We start from the raw sequence: 13,873 nt of genomic DNA, 5'->3' as shown, positions 1-13,873 counted from the left end.
AAACTTACATGGAACAATACCCGTAGTTGGCAGTATTGTTCCAAAGAACTGCAAAAAAGATTGAAAAAATGACGGAAAGTAACACCATGGACAACACGTTCTCGGATCATGTCGCCGCAGAGTTGCCGTACCTACGCCGCTATGCACGCGCATTGACCGGCTCTCAGGGGCGGGGCGACAAGTATGCCGTCGCAACACTTGACGTAATTCTGCGTGACCGCAGCACCGTCGAAGAAGCCCCAACAATCAAGGAAGGCCTATTTCGGTGCTTCCATGCGATCTGGGTGACTTCCGGTCGTCAGCTTAGCATCGAGGACGAAGTTGATGGATTGGTGCGCAAAGCCCAAGACCACCTTGCAGCCCTGACAACAAACGCCCGCGAAGTTTTGTTGTTGAAAACCATCGAAGGGTTCACACGCGAAGAAATCGGCCGGATCATCGAAGCAGATGACACCGAAGTCAGCCAACTCTTGGACATCGCGATTGCAGAAATCGCTGCCAGCTCTTCTGGTGCCGTGATGATTATCGAAGACGAACCGATTATCGCAGCCGATCTCGAAGATATCGTGACAGACTTGGGTCATCGGGTCACAGGCGTGGCGCGGACACGCACCGAAGCCGTCGCACTTGGCAAAGCAGACAAGCCAAGCCTGATCCTTGCAGACATCCAACTGGCGGATAATTCATCCGGTATCGACGCAGTCAACGATCTGCTCGAAGGTCTCGATGTACCAGTCGTGTTCATCACAGCATTCCCAGAACGTCTGCTGACCGGTGATCGTCCGGAACCTGCTTTCCTGATCTCGAAACCGTTCAAGGTCGACCAAGTCCGGTCTGCCGTCAGCCAAGCATTGTTCTTCTCAACAACCGAAACGCTGCACAACTCTTGAGTCCTAAAACAAGAACAGCAAAAAGCCCCCGCGCCATCACGGCGCGGGGGCTTTTTTGTGCAGTGTTATGCCTTGGTCAAAGCACGCAGCATCCATGCGGCTTTTTCGTGAAACGCTGACCGCTCTGTCGCCAAATCTTCAGTGACGGGATCGTTGTTGTCGCCTGCGATTTTGATCAATGCGTGCAAACGATGCGCGATACGTGCGTGGTCGCCTGCCAAATCTTCACACATCTCACCAGCAGACAATGCGCCGTCGCGATCTTGTACAACTGATCCGTCCATGATGGCCGACATCTGTGTCGGGGCCATCTTGCCAAGTGCGCGGATACGTTCGGCCAGCTCATCAGCAGCGCCAAATAGGTTCTCGTACTGGCCTTCGGTCAGGTTGTGGACCGAATAGAACAGTGGACCTTCAACATTCCAATGATAGGCGTGTGTCTTGAACGTCAGGCGGTACGTGTCCGCCAGCACACCGGAAATGGCTTCGGCCAGTGCGTCTTGGTTACGCACGCCGGATGGGACGTCTGTTTCTTCGCCTACGATATTCAATGCCTGTGTCATGGTGTTCTCCTTTCGGGGGTAAATTGGTTTGGGGTCAGATCAGGGGGGCGACTATCTTTTGACGACACGCGCGATCAGGCTAATCACGAACAGCGCCAAGAAAATAAAGAACAGGATTTGCGCAATCCCTGCAGAGGCGCTGGCGATCCCGCCAAATCCAAAAACAGCAGCGATCACTGCAACAACAAGAAAGATAAGTGAGTAATGTAGCATCGGTTCGATCCTTTCGGTTCAGTTACGGTGGCGACGATGTTTGCCGCGCTTGGTGTAGCAACTGGACATTTGGGGGATGGTTCCAATGAATCTGAAATCCTTTAAAAACAGGGCCTTTTGTCGCAACACGTCATTATTTCGGAACCTTATCCGGCGCTGGCGGTTGCTCAGCCAACGCAACATAACAAGACGGAGATACATCATGGAATATGCAGGTATTGGCGGTTTTATTCTTTTGGTCCTGAACGTATGGGCTATCGTTTCAATTATCGGATCAGGTGCCACGACCGGTTCAAAAGTTCTTTGGACACTCGTCGTTCTGATCTTGCCACTGCTGGGCTTTATCGCTTGGTTGGTTGCAGGCCCACGGTCCAGCCGTATGCCAGCCTAACAATTGCGCCGCTTTCGGGCCCGTGAAGGAAACAAACAAATGGGCGATCACCTAGATGCGATTGGTGAGACACAAATCTTTCTAACCGCATCATCTTCCTATCCAGCCCTTGAGCAGCAATTTCTGCAAGCCCGGTCGCACATAGCGGCCGGGTTTCGCGTGTTTGACCCCCGCACCAAACTGCGTTCCGACGCAGGGCGTGCAATTGGGGAAGACTGGTACGATCTGATTGCCCACACGCTGCGGCGTGGCGTGGCGATCCGCATGATCCTGACCGATTTCGACCCTATCGTGCGCCCCGATGATCACCGGATGACGTGGAATGCGGTGCGCCGGTTTATCTCTGCAGGCGAAGCATCCGGCAGGCCCGATCTGTTGCACATCACGCCCGCTATGCACCCCGCCCGCATTGGACGTGGGTCTGCGGCGATGCTTTGGCCCAAGGTCATGCACGAAATCACGAAAGAGGCGCGTCGGCTAAACGCCTTGCCCGCGAATGAAGCCAAGCGCGATCTATCGATGATGCCGCTGCTTGCGCCCTACATGATTGGGGACCACCCAAATCTGCGAGCGAACCGACGCCTTTTGCCCCGGCTCGTGCCAACCACACATCACCAAAAGATAGCGGTCTTTGACGACACGAATGCCTACATCGGCGGGCTCGATCTGGATGAACGGCGGTACGACACACCCGATCACGACAGACCGGGCGAACAGACCTGGCGGGATTGTCAGATCCTAACGTCCGGTTCTATCGCCAACGAAGCAGCCGAACACCTAAACGAACTGCTGGCCGTCACATCTGGAACTGCACCAGCAAAACCCAAACAATCGTTGCTGCGCACACTATCTGCACCACGCACATCAAGCGCGTTCCGCCTGTCCCCCCGCCCTCTCGTCACAGAATTAGAAGCCGCTCACATCGACCAGATCAAAAAAGCGCAGCGCTTTATTTATCTGGAAACCCAGTTTCTGCGCAGTAAACCCATCGCAAAGGCGCTATCAGAGGCAGCGAAAGCAAACCCCGACCTGCAATTGCTTGTCTTACTTCCGGGTGCCCCCGAAGACGTCGCTTTTCACAACAGCACCCGCAGCGATGCGCGGTATGGCGAATACTTGCAGGCCAAATGCATCGACATGATCGTCAAGGCCTTCGGCGATAGGGTCTTTGTCACGTCGCCCGCACAACCACGGCCAGTGACAGATGACAGTCGCGGAACGCTCAAATCCGCGCCACTGATCTATGTGCACTCAAAAGTAGCGATCTTTGATAATACAGCAGCGATTGTGTCATCTGCCAATCTGAACGGGCGTAGCCTGCGCTGGGATACCGAAGTGGGACTGACACTGACCCGCCGAGAAGACGTCGCAAAACTGACCAAGGCTTGTTTTCGGCATTGGCTGCCCGACGATGACGACACAGACCTTTCCAAACAGGTCGCGACGTGGCGCCAGATTGCGCAAGACAACGCACAGACACCGCCCCAAAATCGCGACGGGTTCCTGCTGCCTTATCCCATCGCACCGGCCCGCCGTTTCGGGCGCAACCTACCGGGCGTGCCGGAAGAAATGACCTAAACGACCGCCACTTTGTAGCGGTCGCGCAGGGCCAAGACCCAAACCAGCAATGGGATCGCGATGATCCCGCCGACCGGGCCCCACATCCACAGCCACACGACCAGCGACAGGAACACTAAAAGCGGGTTCACATCCATTGTGCGACCCACCAAGGACGGTGTCACGAACTGCCCTTCGATCATGTTGGCCACAACATAGATCACCGCGGGCGCAAAACTCAGCGGGCCGTCAAACGCAACGATCCCCCCGACCAGCAAACACACGGCAAACATCGGTGGCCCCAGATACAGAATGAAGTTCGCTAAGGCGGCCAGGAAACCCCAAACGATCGGGAAAGGCATGCCCATGATCGCCAACATGACGCTGACCAGCGCACCAAAACTCGCGTTGATGATGGTGATCGTCAGAAAATAGCGCGACACCTGCTTTTCAGCTTCGCGCATATCGCCACCTGTCAGACCGCGATCCAGTTTTTCGATGTAGGCGTAAACTTCGTCGCGCGACAACAAAAAGAAATAGAGCGTACCGATAAAGATCATCACACGGGCGGCATAACCCGGCGCGTATAACAACGCTTCTGTGGCCGAAGGAACAACCACCGTTTCCTCGGTCGGTGCGCCAGCGTTTTCGCTGCCCAACGCATCGGCAACTTCTTCGCCCGCCTCTTCGAGACCACGCAACGCGGACTGAGCCATTTCAACAGTCTCGCGTAATTCATACCAGATCACAGGGGCGCGGTTGATGGCCGTCGTCAAAACAGGTTCAAGTAAGAACAACACCACGGCAATCACCAGCAACGTGATCGCGAGCGTCGAAAACGCACTTAACCCGCGCGGCAATCCAAACCGGTCCATCAAATCGGACACTGGCGATAGAACCACCCCCAAAACAACGGCCAACAAGATCGGTGCAAACAGCGTCGCTGCAAAATTCAGCACCACCATCACCCCCACCACAGCCAGAATCCAGATGGGGACGGCGAACTTTTCGACAAATTGCATGTGAAGGCCTTTCTATTGCTTACAAAGAACTGACGACATGCCATTTCGTTCCAAAACATTGGAACGAAATGCACAGCCTCCAGTTGCTCTATCAATCGAAACGCAAATGAAGGAGACCATGATGAACTGGGATCAAGTACAAGGTGAATGGAAGCAATTCAAAGGCAAAGCTGTTTCGCAGTGGGGCAAATTGACAGACGACGAAGTTGATCAAGTCGCAGGCGACCGCGAACAGCTCGAAGGTCTGATTCAGTCCAAATACGGCAAGACCAAAGAAGAAGTGCGCGAAGAAGTAGACGCATGGATGGCCAAAGCGTCCTAAGACGCGACGGTCATACAGACCAAATAAAAGGGGCTGGATCGTATGATCCGGCCCCTTTTTCGTGGCACAAAGCGTGGCGCGTTTTACATAATCGGACGTTGGACAGCGGGTTCAGGGTCAACCATTCCGATGTCACTCAGTTTATCCAGATCGTTCACCTGCAACACGCCATCAGACCAGACAGCACATTGCATTTCACGCAGCTTGGTCAGCGTCTTGTTGGTGTGAACCAAAGACAACCCCAAGGTGTCTGCAAGATCCTGCTGCTTATATGGAAACGTCATCGCATTATCGGCGACCATCCCAAGCGATTTGCCACGACGGTGGATTTTGACCAGCGCCCAAGCGATTGATTGCAGGGCATCGCGTTGGCCCAATGTGGTGATGGTTTCACCGAGAAAATGTTCATCAACCGCCGCGAGCCATGTCAGCGCGAAAGCCCGTTCTGGGTCCTGCCGAAAGAACGACCACATTTCGGTGCGATCAAAAACGCACAGGGTCATCTTCGTTGTGGCTTCAATCGAATGCCCCATTTCGCCCATCAGGGCGGCCTGCAGTCCTAGAAAATCGCCGGGAAACACAAGGTTCACCACCTGACGACGGCCATTCTGCAATGTCTTGGATCGCAGGCCCATACCCCGCAATGCGGTGTATAACTGCGGGCTGTTTGATCCCTCCAACATTAACGGCGTTCCAGCATCGACGGTCATTTCGCCAACCTTGAAACGCTGCATGGCGCGGACGGCGTCTTTTGTCAGTGGTGCGAACGCATCGCGCCCTCTCAGAGGGCACACTTCACATTTAGTTGTCATGGATATGCCCTTTGCTATGTCACAGTTTAATGCGTCTCGTCGGGACGGATTGCTATGTGATGAACTGACCAACAGGGAATTTGTTTCATGCAAAGTCACGGCGTCATCTATGTAGCCGACCCGATCATGTCACTTGACCTGTCTGAAATGCTGACGTCTGTGTTGCATCCAACGGCGATCGTCCTGCCGCAATCAATCGAAGAAGCAGGCGTCGCGGCCCTGAATGCGGCGTATATCGTGACCGACAAGGCCGGCAGTCTCGCGCTGGCAAGCGTGCAACCGGGCCGCGCCGTTCCACATCTATATGTCGGGGCAACCGATGATTTTCTGTATCTGACCGAAACCTATTTCTGCCTCGAAAAACCGTTTACGAATACGACGGTCTTTGATGCTCTCCAGACTTTGGGCCTGACAGCTTAATCCATTTTGCGCGCAAAATCGCGGACAGTAGCGATGTCTTCAGGATCTTCGATCTCGGCAATAAGCCGATCAAGCAGTGTCGCCAAATGTGCGGACGTCAAATCGTCGGTCTTGACGTAAGCATAGCACTGCCCAAACCCCCGCGAAAAAATCTGATCAAAGGTCACATCTTCCGACCAAACGCGCGTAATCGGGCTTTCCCGAAAACCGCCGTTATAAAGCGACGCGGTCGATTGTGCTGCATACAACCAGTTCAGGCAATTGATCGCCGTGTAAGGATCGTTCACGCCCGGCGACAAAGCGCGGGCGGTCATTTCAACCAGCTGCTGCACGATGAACAACAGGTTCTGGTCCTCCGTCAGGGTCGAACCCACAACAAAGCACCCGCACAGCGTTTCGCTCAATTCTTCTGAAAGGTCTTTTTCAGACCAGACATCCATCACCGCGGTGGACGGACCCACAAAACCACCCACCCCATGGAGGATGTGAACGTGCAGATCATGTTTATCCGCCAGTTCAGTCAACTGTTCGCGGTCATAATTCTGGATATAGCCGCTGCTTGATATCCGCAAAGACTGCGTCGGATCACCCTCCGGACGGACAACATCGTCGGACGTGCCTCTTTCGGGGCGTTCATCAATGGCCGTTTCAATGGCGGCCCGCAGACGTTTGCCCAATCCGGCAGAGATATTCGAAACGTTGATCGTTTCTGGGATGTGGTGGACGTAATAAATCACGGTGATGATCGACACACCCATCAAAAGCATCGAAAGCCCTAATGATAGATGCGGCACGAAAGCTTCAAAGGCAGGATCATCGGCACCATCCCCGCTGTGAATGGCACGCAAAACCATCAAGGCGAACACGAAGGTGCCGAACAGAATGCCAAGGCTCCATTGGGTGCCACGATCCTTCATAAAGTTACCAATCAGACGCGGACCAAAATTGCCCGACGCAAATGACACAGCCACAATCGTCACCGAAAACATCACGCCAGCGACACCCAGCACAGATTGGGCAATCACCGACGCCGTGGATCGGGCGCCGTCCACCTCCGTAGTCTCCCATGCCTCCGGCCAGATGTAGAAAATGGAATCGCGGTTAAGGTCGATCAGCAGCGATATCTGTGATGCGACGACAGCCAATAGGACAAGCACGGTCGGCACAAACCAGTAGCTTGATCTGGTCTGCAAAAACAAATTCTTAACGATTGCGCGCTTACTCATGGTCGCCCCTATTCGGCTTGCGAACAGGCAAAGCACCTTCATCGCGTCACATTACTGTACACGACCTAGCACCGCTCATCTTACGATCAATGGGTTGCGCTAAAACAAGCTCGCGCTCTTGCGACGTCCACAAGTATGGCAAACCTGCCCAGGCTGCGACGTGCTTTCACGCCATTTATGAAATCCGCATGCGCAAAGCGCCCGAAGAAAAAATCTCATCAAATGTATTCCCAACAACACATAAGTTGATCTTAAAAGCCGCGTGAAACGGCTTGTTGCCCGCAATGGACGATCACATTTTCAAAATTGCGCACGAAAGAAATATTCAGCGCGCAGGTAGTATTTAACACAATTTAACTATTGATGCGTTTCGTCTGACCTATCGTCAACAGCACGACAACCACAAATGCACAAATTGTCCGCAACAAACAAAACCCGATGAAATTAGTGGCTTTTTCGTGTCGGCTAGCCGACAGATGGCATCGCAATTTGCAATGAAATGGCGCGGCAGGAACGTCATCCCGCCACTCCATTTTGATATTAAGCGTCTTGGCCCACGTTCTGGCGCTGCGCACCTAATCCTTCGATGGTCAAATCCATGACATCACCGTTTTTCAGATATACTGGCTCTGGTTTGATCCCCATACCAACACCCGGAGGTGTGCCCGTGGAAATCACGTCACCGGGATGCAGCGTGAACAGACCGCTCAGGTGTTCGATAATGTCGGCAACCGTAAAGATCATCGTCGAAGTGTTTCCGGTCTGCATCCGCTTACCGTTCACATCCAACGACATGGCAAGGTTCTGCGGATCTTCAATTTCATCACGCGTCACCAGCCAAGGACCGGTCGGCCCAAAGGTGTCGCAGCTTTTACCTTTTGTCCAAGCCCCGCTTAGTTGCGTTTGAAAGTGCCGTTCGGACACGTCGTTCACGACGCAATACCCCGCAACATAATCCAGCGCGTTTTCCTTGGTCACGTATTTGGCCATCTTACCAATCACGACGCCCAGCTCGACTTCCCAATCGGAATGGGTGGACCCGCGCGGGATTATCACGTCATCATTCGGACCAACGATCGCGGAATTCGCCTTCATGAACAGGATCGGATGCGTCGGAATATCCGCACCGGTTTCAGCCGCGTGATCGGAATAGTTCAAACCGATGCAGCAGAATTTACCAATGTCACCAACACAGGCCCCCAGACGCGGATCCCCGTCCACAGCAGGCAAACTTGCCGGATCAATGTCGCGCAATTTCGCAAGGCTTTCGTCCGACAATGTCGCCCCATTAATGTCGTCAATCACGCCTGACAAATCACGCAGGCCACCGTCGCTGTCCAACATTCCAGGCTTTTCTGAACCCGCAGGACCATAACGTAGTAATTTCATCGTTCTCTCCCTTAGCCGGACCAACCGCCGTCAATAACGTGCGGCTGTCCCGTTATAAATCCGCTTTCGTCGCTGGCCAGATAGACGACCAGCGCCGCAATTTCTTCGGCAGTCGCAACGCGACCCATCGGCTGGCGCGACACAAATGCCTCTAGTGCTGCATCATAGCTGCCCATTTCTTCGCCCAACGCTTTGACCCGTTCGTGCCAGCTTGGGCTTTCAACCGTGCCGGGGCAGATGCAGTTACACCTGATCCCCTGCTTGATGTAATCGACAGCCACCGATTTGGTCATGCCGATCACAGCCGCTTTGGTCGTGCCGTAAATGAACCGGTTCGGGGCGCCAATGATAGATGACAAGGCCGACGACATATTCACAATCGACCCTTTACCGTTTTCCAACATGCCCGGCAGAACAGCCTGCATCATCCGCATCATCGACCGGACATTCAGGTCAAAGGCAAAGTCCCATTCTTCGTCCGTCGCATCCAGAACTGTCCCATGATGCACAAAGCCCGCGCAGTTGAACAAGACATCAGGCTTCGCTGTCGCAACACCGTCTTTGATGCTTGCCGGATCGCAGACGTCCATCACAAACGTCTCGACACCGTCCATGCCAGCCAACGCTGCCTCGTTTATATCGGTTGCGAAAACAGTTGCGCCTTCTGCGGCCATAGCCAGCGCAGACGCGCGGCCAATCCCCTGCCCTGCAGCGGTGACAAGCGCGCGCTTGCCCGTTAGTCTACCCATGATGTCCTCCCAGTTGGGATCAACCCTACACGCTGACAAAAAAGAGTGAATACCATGACACGCATTTTTATCCTCGGTGGGGGCGGCATGATCGGCCAAAAACTGGCGGGTCAACTCTTGGCGGAAGATCCAAACGCAGACATCACACTGCACGACATCGCGTTTCCGCCTAACGGCGTGGCCTGCAAACAGCAGACAGGTGACGTGTCCGACCCCGCAACAATGGCTGCGATCGCGCGGGAAAAATACGACACGATTTACCATCTCGCGTCTATCGTCTCGGGCGAAGCGGAACAGCAATTCACCAAAGGCTGGACCATAAATCTGCACGCGATGATGAACCTGCTCGAAGGGCTGCGCACCGCAGACCACTGCCCACGGATTGTCTTCACATCCTCAATCGCAGTGTTCGGCGGCCCCTACCCCGACGTGATCACAGACGACTATCTGCAATCCCCGCAAACCAGCTACGGGGCACAAAAACTGGCGTGCGAAGTCCTACTCCAAGACTATTCCCGTAAAGGGTTTGTCGACGGCATTTCGCTGCGACTACCCACGATCTGCGTGCGCCCCGGCAAACCAAACCTTGCTGCGTCATCGTTCTTTTCGGGGATCATCAGGGAACCCCTGAACGGACAAGAGGCAATACTGCCCGTCGACGACAGTACGCGCCACTGGTTCGCGTCACCTCGTGCGGCGGCAGGATTCCTGATCCACGCAAGCCAACTGGATACGACAAAACTCAACGGGCGACGCGCGCTGAATTTACCTGGGATCAGCTGCACAGTGGCTGAACAAATCGAAGCATTGCGCGACATCGCAGGACAGGACGCCGTTGACCTTATCAAGCACGTCCACGATCCGGACGTCGCCAAAATCGTCGCAGGTTGGCCGCGCAACTTCGCACCATATCGCGCGAAAGAGCTAGGGTTCAAAGCCGAAACCAGCTTTGCCGACATCATCAAAACCTACATTGCCGAAGACATGCCCCAAAAATGACGAAGGGCCGCGCAAACGCGCGACCCTCAATTTCGTTATGTTCGTGTTCTTAGTTGGCTGGCGTCAGAACAGTATCAATCGTGTGGATGATCCCGTTTGATGCTTCAATCACGTCGCCCAAAAGAATGGCGTCTTCAATCGTGCCAATATCGGTTGAAATCATCGGCATGTCTGACCGCATATCAATCAACAGATCAGCGCCTTCCAACGTGTCCACCTGCATGATCGCATCATCAACAAACACGGTACCGGTTGTGTAACCTTCTGGGGCGCCCACATCTTCGGCAACCTCACCTGTGCTGAAGTCAATCAGCGCGGGCACAACGTGTGCAGATACCAAAGACCGCAATTCGTCTTGGTTTTCCGGCATCAACAAACGTTCAACGGTGCCTTCCGGCAGGGCCGCAAAAGCCGCATCTGTTGGTGCGAAAATCGTAAAGCGGTACTCCGGCGTGGACAGGTAATCAACCAGACCAGCGGCATCAGCTGCGGCGACCAATGTTGTGAAAACCGGGGAACCGGCGGCATTTTCGACAACATTCAAATCCGCGTCGGCGGAAGCCGTTCCAGCGAATGCAGTCACAGTCAGTGCAGCAAAGGTCGTCTTTACAGCGTTCATCATATCAAATCTCCAAATGTGCCCCGCAGGGCGATTAGATGAAGAACGGCAAACCCGACAAAAGGTTCAGATTTTACACAACTAATTTGCAAAACCGCGCATCTTAGCCTCTAAAAACAGGCCCCGTCGACGTTCCGACGACCAGCTCTGCTTCCAGCAATTTATGCTGCGGCGGGCTGTCGGGATCGCCAATTTGATCCACCAGAATACGGGCGATCTGGCGGCCTGCTTCGCGCACGGACGACCGGACTGCGGTAAAGATCGGTACGGTTTGGCGATTGCTGAGGTAGGACAAATCATCGTCGTAGGCGATCAGCGACACCTCGCGGCCCAGCGTCAGTCCGGCCTCTTGCACAGCGCGGCGCGCACCAATCGCGGAAATCACGGACGACATCAGGAACGCGGTCGGCGGGGTTGGCAACGCCAGCATGGCCCGCACCGCGTCATACCCGTTTGCTTCGGTCATCTCGCCGCTGGTCATATAGGTCGGGTTCGGGGTCAGGTCGCGCGCCGTCAATGCAGCTTCAAAACCAGCGCGGCGTCGGAACGCAAAATCCATCGTTTCGTCGCCGTTAACCAGACCAATCCGTTCGTGGCCCAAATCCAACAGGAACTGACCCGCCCGTTCAAACGCACGTTTGTTGTTCACATCGACCCAAGCGTAAGGCGTGGTCACATCCGTCGCGCGACCATGCACCACAAACGGCATCCCGATTTCGCGCAGCAACGCGATCCGGTCATCGTTCATCAGCGGGGCCTGCAACACGATACCATCAACCGCGCCCTCGGATTGCAAACGTCGGAACAACGATGCTTCCTGATCTGCGTCCGTAACGGTCAACGACAGGCTGTAGCCCAACGCGCCGCTTGTCTCTGTCACGCCCGCAACGAAGTCCCCGAAGATCGGGTTTACCAACTGATCCTTGTTCGATGACGACAGCACATGGCCGATATTGAACGACCGGCCAGTGGCCAACGCGCGGGCCCGTTTGTTGGGCTGGTAATTGAATTTCACCGCAGCATCGGACACGCGTTGACGGGTTTCTGCGCTCACCTCGGGATAGCCACCTAAAGCGCGACTGACCGTCGTGGGCGACAACCCTAGCCGTCCAGAGAGTTCTTTCAGGTTCATCTATTTCACCAAAGCGCTTTCAATCATCGCTCGACACTGGGCAATAAAAACACAGGGGTCAACGCATTTTTTGATCAGATAGCCAAAGTATGACCCATGTATACTTGAAAAAATCTATTGACATACCCACCGGAATCGCACCTTTTAGCGGCATTCAAAACGCTTTGGTTAGCCACATTGGGAGATGTAGCAATTGAACAACCAAACGTTCACAAGGGAGAGATGAATGAAATCCGCACTTTATGCAGGAACCGCGCTTGTTGCTTTGACAGCATCTGCCGCTTCCGCTGAACAAATCACTGTTTTCGGCACGTGGCTCAGCCCGGAAGCCGAAATCGTTGAAGAAATCTTTGACATCTTTGAAGAACGCACAGGCCACGAAGTGTCCTACGTCGGCTCTGACAGCTTCGAACAGCAGGTTCTGATCGACGCCGAAGCAGGTTCCGCGCCAAACATTTCCATTTTCCCGCAGCCGGGCCTTGCGGCAGACATGGCGTCCCGTGGGTTCCTGACACCACTGAAAGACGGCTCTGCCGACTGGATTCGCGACAACTATGCAGCTGGTCAGTCTTGGGTTGATCTGGGCACATATGCTGACGAAAACGGCGAAGATCAGCTGTACGGCATGTTCTTCCGCGTCGATCTGAAGTCCCTCGTTTGGTATTCACCAGAGAACTTCGAAGACGCTGGCTATGAAATCCCACAGTCCATGGAAGAGCTGATCGCGCTTTCTGACCAGATCGTCGCAGACGGCGGCACACCTTGGTGTATCGGTTTGGGATCAGGTGCTGCGACAGGGTGGCCTGCGACTGACTGGGTCGAAGACATGATGCTGCGCACACAGCCGCCAGCAATCTACGACCAATGGGTTTCCAATGAACTGCCATTCGACGCACCAGAAGTTGTTGGCGCAATCGAAGCCTTCGGTCAGTTTGCACTGAACGACGACTATGTGGCCGGTGGGGCGGGTGCAGTTGCATCCACAGACTTCCGCGACAGCCCCAAAGGCCTGTTTGACAGCCCACCACAGTGCTACATGCACCGTCAGGCGTCCTTCATTCCTGCGTTCTTCCCTGAAGGCACAGTTGTTGGCGAAGATGCAGACTTCTTCTACTTCCCAGCATATGAAGCAGCCGATCTTGGCAAGCCAGTTTTGGGCGCGGGCACATTGTTTGCCATCACAAACCCATCAGACGGCGCACAGGAACTCATCGAATTCCTGCGTGATCCAGCAGCACACGAAGTGTGGATGGGTTACGGCGGCTTCCTGACACCACACAAGGACGTCGATCCAGCGAAATTCCAAGACGACACATCCCGTGCGTTGAACGAAGTTCTGCTAAACGCGACAACATTCCGCTTTGACGGCTCTGACCTGATGCCGGGCGCTGTTGGTGCAGGGTCTTTCTGGACAGGCATGGTTGACTACGCTGGCGGCAAAGACGCAGCCGAAGTCGCAGCTGGCATTCAGTCCTCTTGGCCTGAGTAAGACGATCACCACTCACGCGCTGGCCGGTCCCTATCGGCCAGCGCACCCCGATTTTTCACGAAAAATCATCCAGATTTTCT

The 13,873-nt window shown here is 54.4% G+C and carries 16 protein-coding genes; 7 read left to right on the top strand and 9 right to left on the bottom strand.

The window, feature by feature from the left end:
• The first annotated feature begins 68 nt into the window (after positions 1 to 68).
• Complete coding sequence (locus tag K3729_18825; protein ID UWR01295.1) at positions 69 to 890, top strand: response regulator; 822 nt, start codon at positions 69 to 71, stop codon at positions 888 to 890.
• A 65-nt stretch (positions 891 to 955) separates the two neighbouring features.
• Here K3729_18825 and K3729_18820 read toward each other — a convergent pair whose 3' ends face one another.
• Positions 956 to 1,453 carry a DNA starvation/stationary phase protection protein gene (locus tag K3729_18820; protein ID UWR01294.1) on the bottom strand — a complete coding sequence of 166 codons (498 nt, stop codon included), beginning with the start codon at positions 1,451 to 1,453 and terminating at the stop codon, positions 956 to 958.
• A gap of 51 nt (positions 1,454 to 1,504) precedes the next feature.
• The gene (locus K3729_18815; GenBank protein ID UWR01293.1) at positions 1,505 to 1,666 is read right to left on the bottom strand and encodes a DUF1328 domain-containing protein; all 162 of its coding nucleotides are present in this window, start codon (positions 1,664 to 1,666) and stop codon (positions 1,505 to 1,507) included.
• A 202-nt stretch (positions 1,667 to 1,868) separates the two neighbouring features.
• On the opposite strand from K3729_18815, the gene K3729_18810 reads away from it, so the two are divergent.
• Positions 1,869 to 2,057, top strand: coding sequence for a PLD nuclease N-terminal domain-containing protein (locus K3729_18810; protein ID UWR01292.1), 189 nt, complete (start codon positions 1,869 to 1,871; stop codon positions 2,055 to 2,057).
• A gap of 39 nt (positions 2,058 to 2,096) precedes the next feature.
• Positions 2,097 to 3,635 (top strand): phospholipase, encoded by a 1,539-nt coding sequence (locus K3729_18805; GenBank protein ID UWR01291.1) that lies wholly within the window; start codon positions 2,097 to 2,099, stop codon positions 3,633 to 3,635.
• On the opposite strand, the gene K3729_18800 is transcribed toward K3729_18805, so the two are convergent.
• Positions 3,632 to 4,636, bottom strand: coding sequence for an AI-2E family transporter (locus tag K3729_18800; GenBank protein ID UWR01290.1), 1,005 nt, complete (start codon positions 4,634 to 4,636; stop codon positions 3,632 to 3,634). The genes K3729_18805 and K3729_18800 overlap by 4 nt on opposite strands.
• A gap of 121 nt (positions 4,637 to 4,757) precedes the next feature.
• Between K3729_18800 and K3729_18795 the strand changes: the two genes are divergently transcribed.
• Entirely contained in the window at positions 4,758 to 4,958 is a 201-nt protein-coding gene (locus tag K3729_18795; protein UWR01350.1) for a CsbD family protein, read from the top strand.
• An 83-nt stretch (positions 4,959 to 5,041) separates the two neighbouring features.
• On the opposite strand, the gene K3729_18790 is transcribed toward K3729_18795, so the two are convergent.
• A complete protein-coding gene (locus K3729_18790) occupies positions 5,042 to 5,770 on the bottom strand; it encodes a Crp/Fnr family transcriptional regulator (protein ID UWR01289.1) in 729 nt (242 codons plus the stop codon).
• Between the two features lie 87 nt (positions 5,771 to 5,857).
• On the opposite strand from K3729_18790, the gene K3729_18785 reads away from it, so the two are divergent.
• Positions 5,858 to 6,190: a hypothetical protein gene (locus K3729_18785; protein ID UWR01288.1), complete on the top strand. Its 333-nt coding sequence runs from the start codon at positions 5,858 to 5,860 to the stop codon at positions 6,188 to 6,190.
• On the opposite strand, the gene K3729_18780 is transcribed toward K3729_18785, so the two are convergent.
• The 3 genes from K3729_18780 to K3729_18770 form a co-directional block, all read right to left on the bottom strand.
• Positions 6,187 to 7,416 (bottom strand): DUF2254 domain-containing protein, encoded by a 1,230-nt coding sequence (locus tag K3729_18780; GenBank protein ID UWR01349.1) that lies wholly within the window; start codon positions 7,414 to 7,416, stop codon positions 6,187 to 6,189. The genes K3729_18785 and K3729_18780 overlap by 4 nt on opposite strands.
• A gap of 540 nt (positions 7,417 to 7,956) precedes the next feature.
• The gene (locus K3729_18775) at positions 7,957 to 8,805 is read right to left on the bottom strand and encodes a fumarylacetoacetate hydrolase family protein (GenBank protein ID UWR01348.1); all 849 of its coding nucleotides are present in this window, start codon (positions 8,803 to 8,805) and stop codon (positions 7,957 to 7,959) included.
• An 11-nt stretch (positions 8,806 to 8,816) separates the two neighbouring features.
• Entirely contained in the window at positions 8,817 to 9,554 is a 738-nt protein-coding gene (locus tag K3729_18770; protein UWR01347.1) for an SDR family oxidoreductase, read from the bottom strand.
• Positions 9,555 to 9,608: 54 nt separating this feature from the next.
• Here K3729_18770 and K3729_18765 point away from each other — a divergent pair, with 54 nt between their 5' ends.
• Positions 9,609 to 10,553, top strand: a complete 945-nt coding sequence (locus K3729_18765; GenBank protein ID UWR01346.1) for an SDR family oxidoreductase — start codon at positions 9,609 to 9,611, stop codon at positions 10,551 to 10,553.
• A 49-nt stretch (positions 10,554 to 10,602) separates the two neighbouring features.
• Here K3729_18765 and K3729_18760 read toward each other — a convergent pair whose 3' ends face one another.
• Both K3729_18760 and K3729_18755 read right to left on the bottom strand, forming a co-directional pair.
• Positions 10,603 to 11,175, bottom strand: a complete 573-nt coding sequence (locus tag K3729_18760; protein ID UWR01345.1) for a fasciclin domain-containing protein — start codon at positions 11,173 to 11,175, stop codon at positions 10,603 to 10,605.
• A 100-nt stretch (positions 11,176 to 11,275) separates the two neighbouring features.
• Positions 11,276 to 12,304 carry a substrate-binding domain-containing protein gene (locus K3729_18755; GenBank protein UWR01344.1) on the bottom strand — a complete coding sequence of 343 codons (1,029 nt, stop codon included), beginning with the start codon at positions 12,302 to 12,304 and terminating at the stop codon, positions 11,276 to 11,278.
• Between the two features lie 226 nt (positions 12,305 to 12,530).
• Between K3729_18755 and K3729_18750 the strand changes: the two genes are divergently transcribed.
• Positions 12,531 to 13,793, top strand: coding sequence for an ABC transporter substrate-binding protein (locus tag K3729_18750; GenBank protein UWR01343.1), 1,263 nt, complete (start codon positions 12,531 to 12,533; stop codon positions 13,791 to 13,793).
• Positions 13,794 to 13,873 lie beyond the last annotated feature (80 nt).

The organism is Rhodobacteraceae bacterium S2214 (assembly GCA_025141675.1).
In the GTDB taxonomy this organism is placed as follows: domain Bacteria; phylum Pseudomonadota; class Alphaproteobacteria; order Rhodobacterales; family Rhodobacteraceae; genus Yoonia.
Note: the sequence above shows the minus strand (reverse complement) of the source record. Positions and strands in the feature narration are given on the sequence as shown.

Excerpts from the sequence above, each read along its gene's own strand:
- K3729_18810 (UWR01292.1), top strand. The coding sequence starts at position 1,869 with ATGGAATATGCAGGTATTGGCGGTTTTATTCTTTTGGTCCTGAACGTA.
- K3729_18785 (UWR01288.1), top strand. The coding sequence starts at position 5,858 with ATGCAAAGTCACGGCGTCATCTATGTAGCCGACCCGATCATGTCACTT.
- K3729_18805 (UWR01291.1), top strand. The coding sequence starts at position 2,097 with ATGGGCGATCACCTAGATGCGATTGGTGAGACACAAATCTTTCTAACC.
- K3729_18800 (UWR01290.1), bottom strand. The coding sequence starts at position 4,636 with ATGCAATTTGTCGAAAAGTTCGCCGTCCCCATCTGGATTCTGGCTGTG.
- K3729_18765 (UWR01346.1), top strand. The coding sequence starts at position 9,609 with ATGACACGCATTTTTATCCTCGGTGGGGGCGGCATGATCGGCCAAAAA.
- K3729_18770 (UWR01347.1), bottom strand. The coding sequence starts at position 9,554 with ATGGGTAGACTAACGGGCAAGCGCGCGCTTGTCACCGCTGCAGGGCAG.
- K3729_18750 (UWR01343.1), top strand. The coding sequence starts at position 12,531 with ATGAAATCCGCACTTTATGCAGGAACCGCGCTTGTTGCTTTGACAGCA.
- K3729_18790 (UWR01289.1), bottom strand. The coding sequence starts at position 5,770 with ATGACAACTAAATGTGAAGTGTGCCCTCTGAGAGGGCGCGATGCGTTC.
- K3729_18825 (UWR01295.1), top strand. The coding sequence starts at position 69 with ATGACGGAAAGTAACACCATGGACAACACGTTCTCGGATCATGTCGCC.
- K3729_18760 (UWR01345.1), bottom strand. The coding sequence starts at position 11,175 with ATGATGAACGCTGTAAAGACGACCTTTGCTGCACTGACTGTGACTGCA.
- K3729_18815 (UWR01293.1), bottom strand. The coding sequence starts at position 1,666 with ATGCTACATTACTCACTTATCTTTCTTGTTGTTGCAGTGATCGCTGCT.
- K3729_18780 (UWR01349.1), bottom strand. The coding sequence starts at position 7,416 with ATGAGTAAGCGCGCAATCGTTAAGAATTTGTTTTTGCAGACCAGATCA.
- K3729_18795 (UWR01350.1), top strand. The coding sequence starts at position 4,758 with ATGAACTGGGATCAAGTACAAGGTGAATGGAAGCAATTCAAAGGCAAA.
- K3729_18775 (UWR01348.1), bottom strand. The coding sequence starts at position 8,805 with ATGAAATTACTACGTTATGGTCCTGCGGGTTCAGAAAAGCCTGGAATG.
- K3729_18820 (UWR01294.1), bottom strand. The coding sequence starts at position 1,453 with ATGACACAGGCATTGAATATCGTAGGCGAAGAAACAGACGTCCCATCC.
- K3729_18755 (UWR01344.1), bottom strand. The coding sequence starts at position 12,304 with ATGAACCTGAAAGAACTCTCTGGACGGCTAGGGTTGTCGCCCACGACG.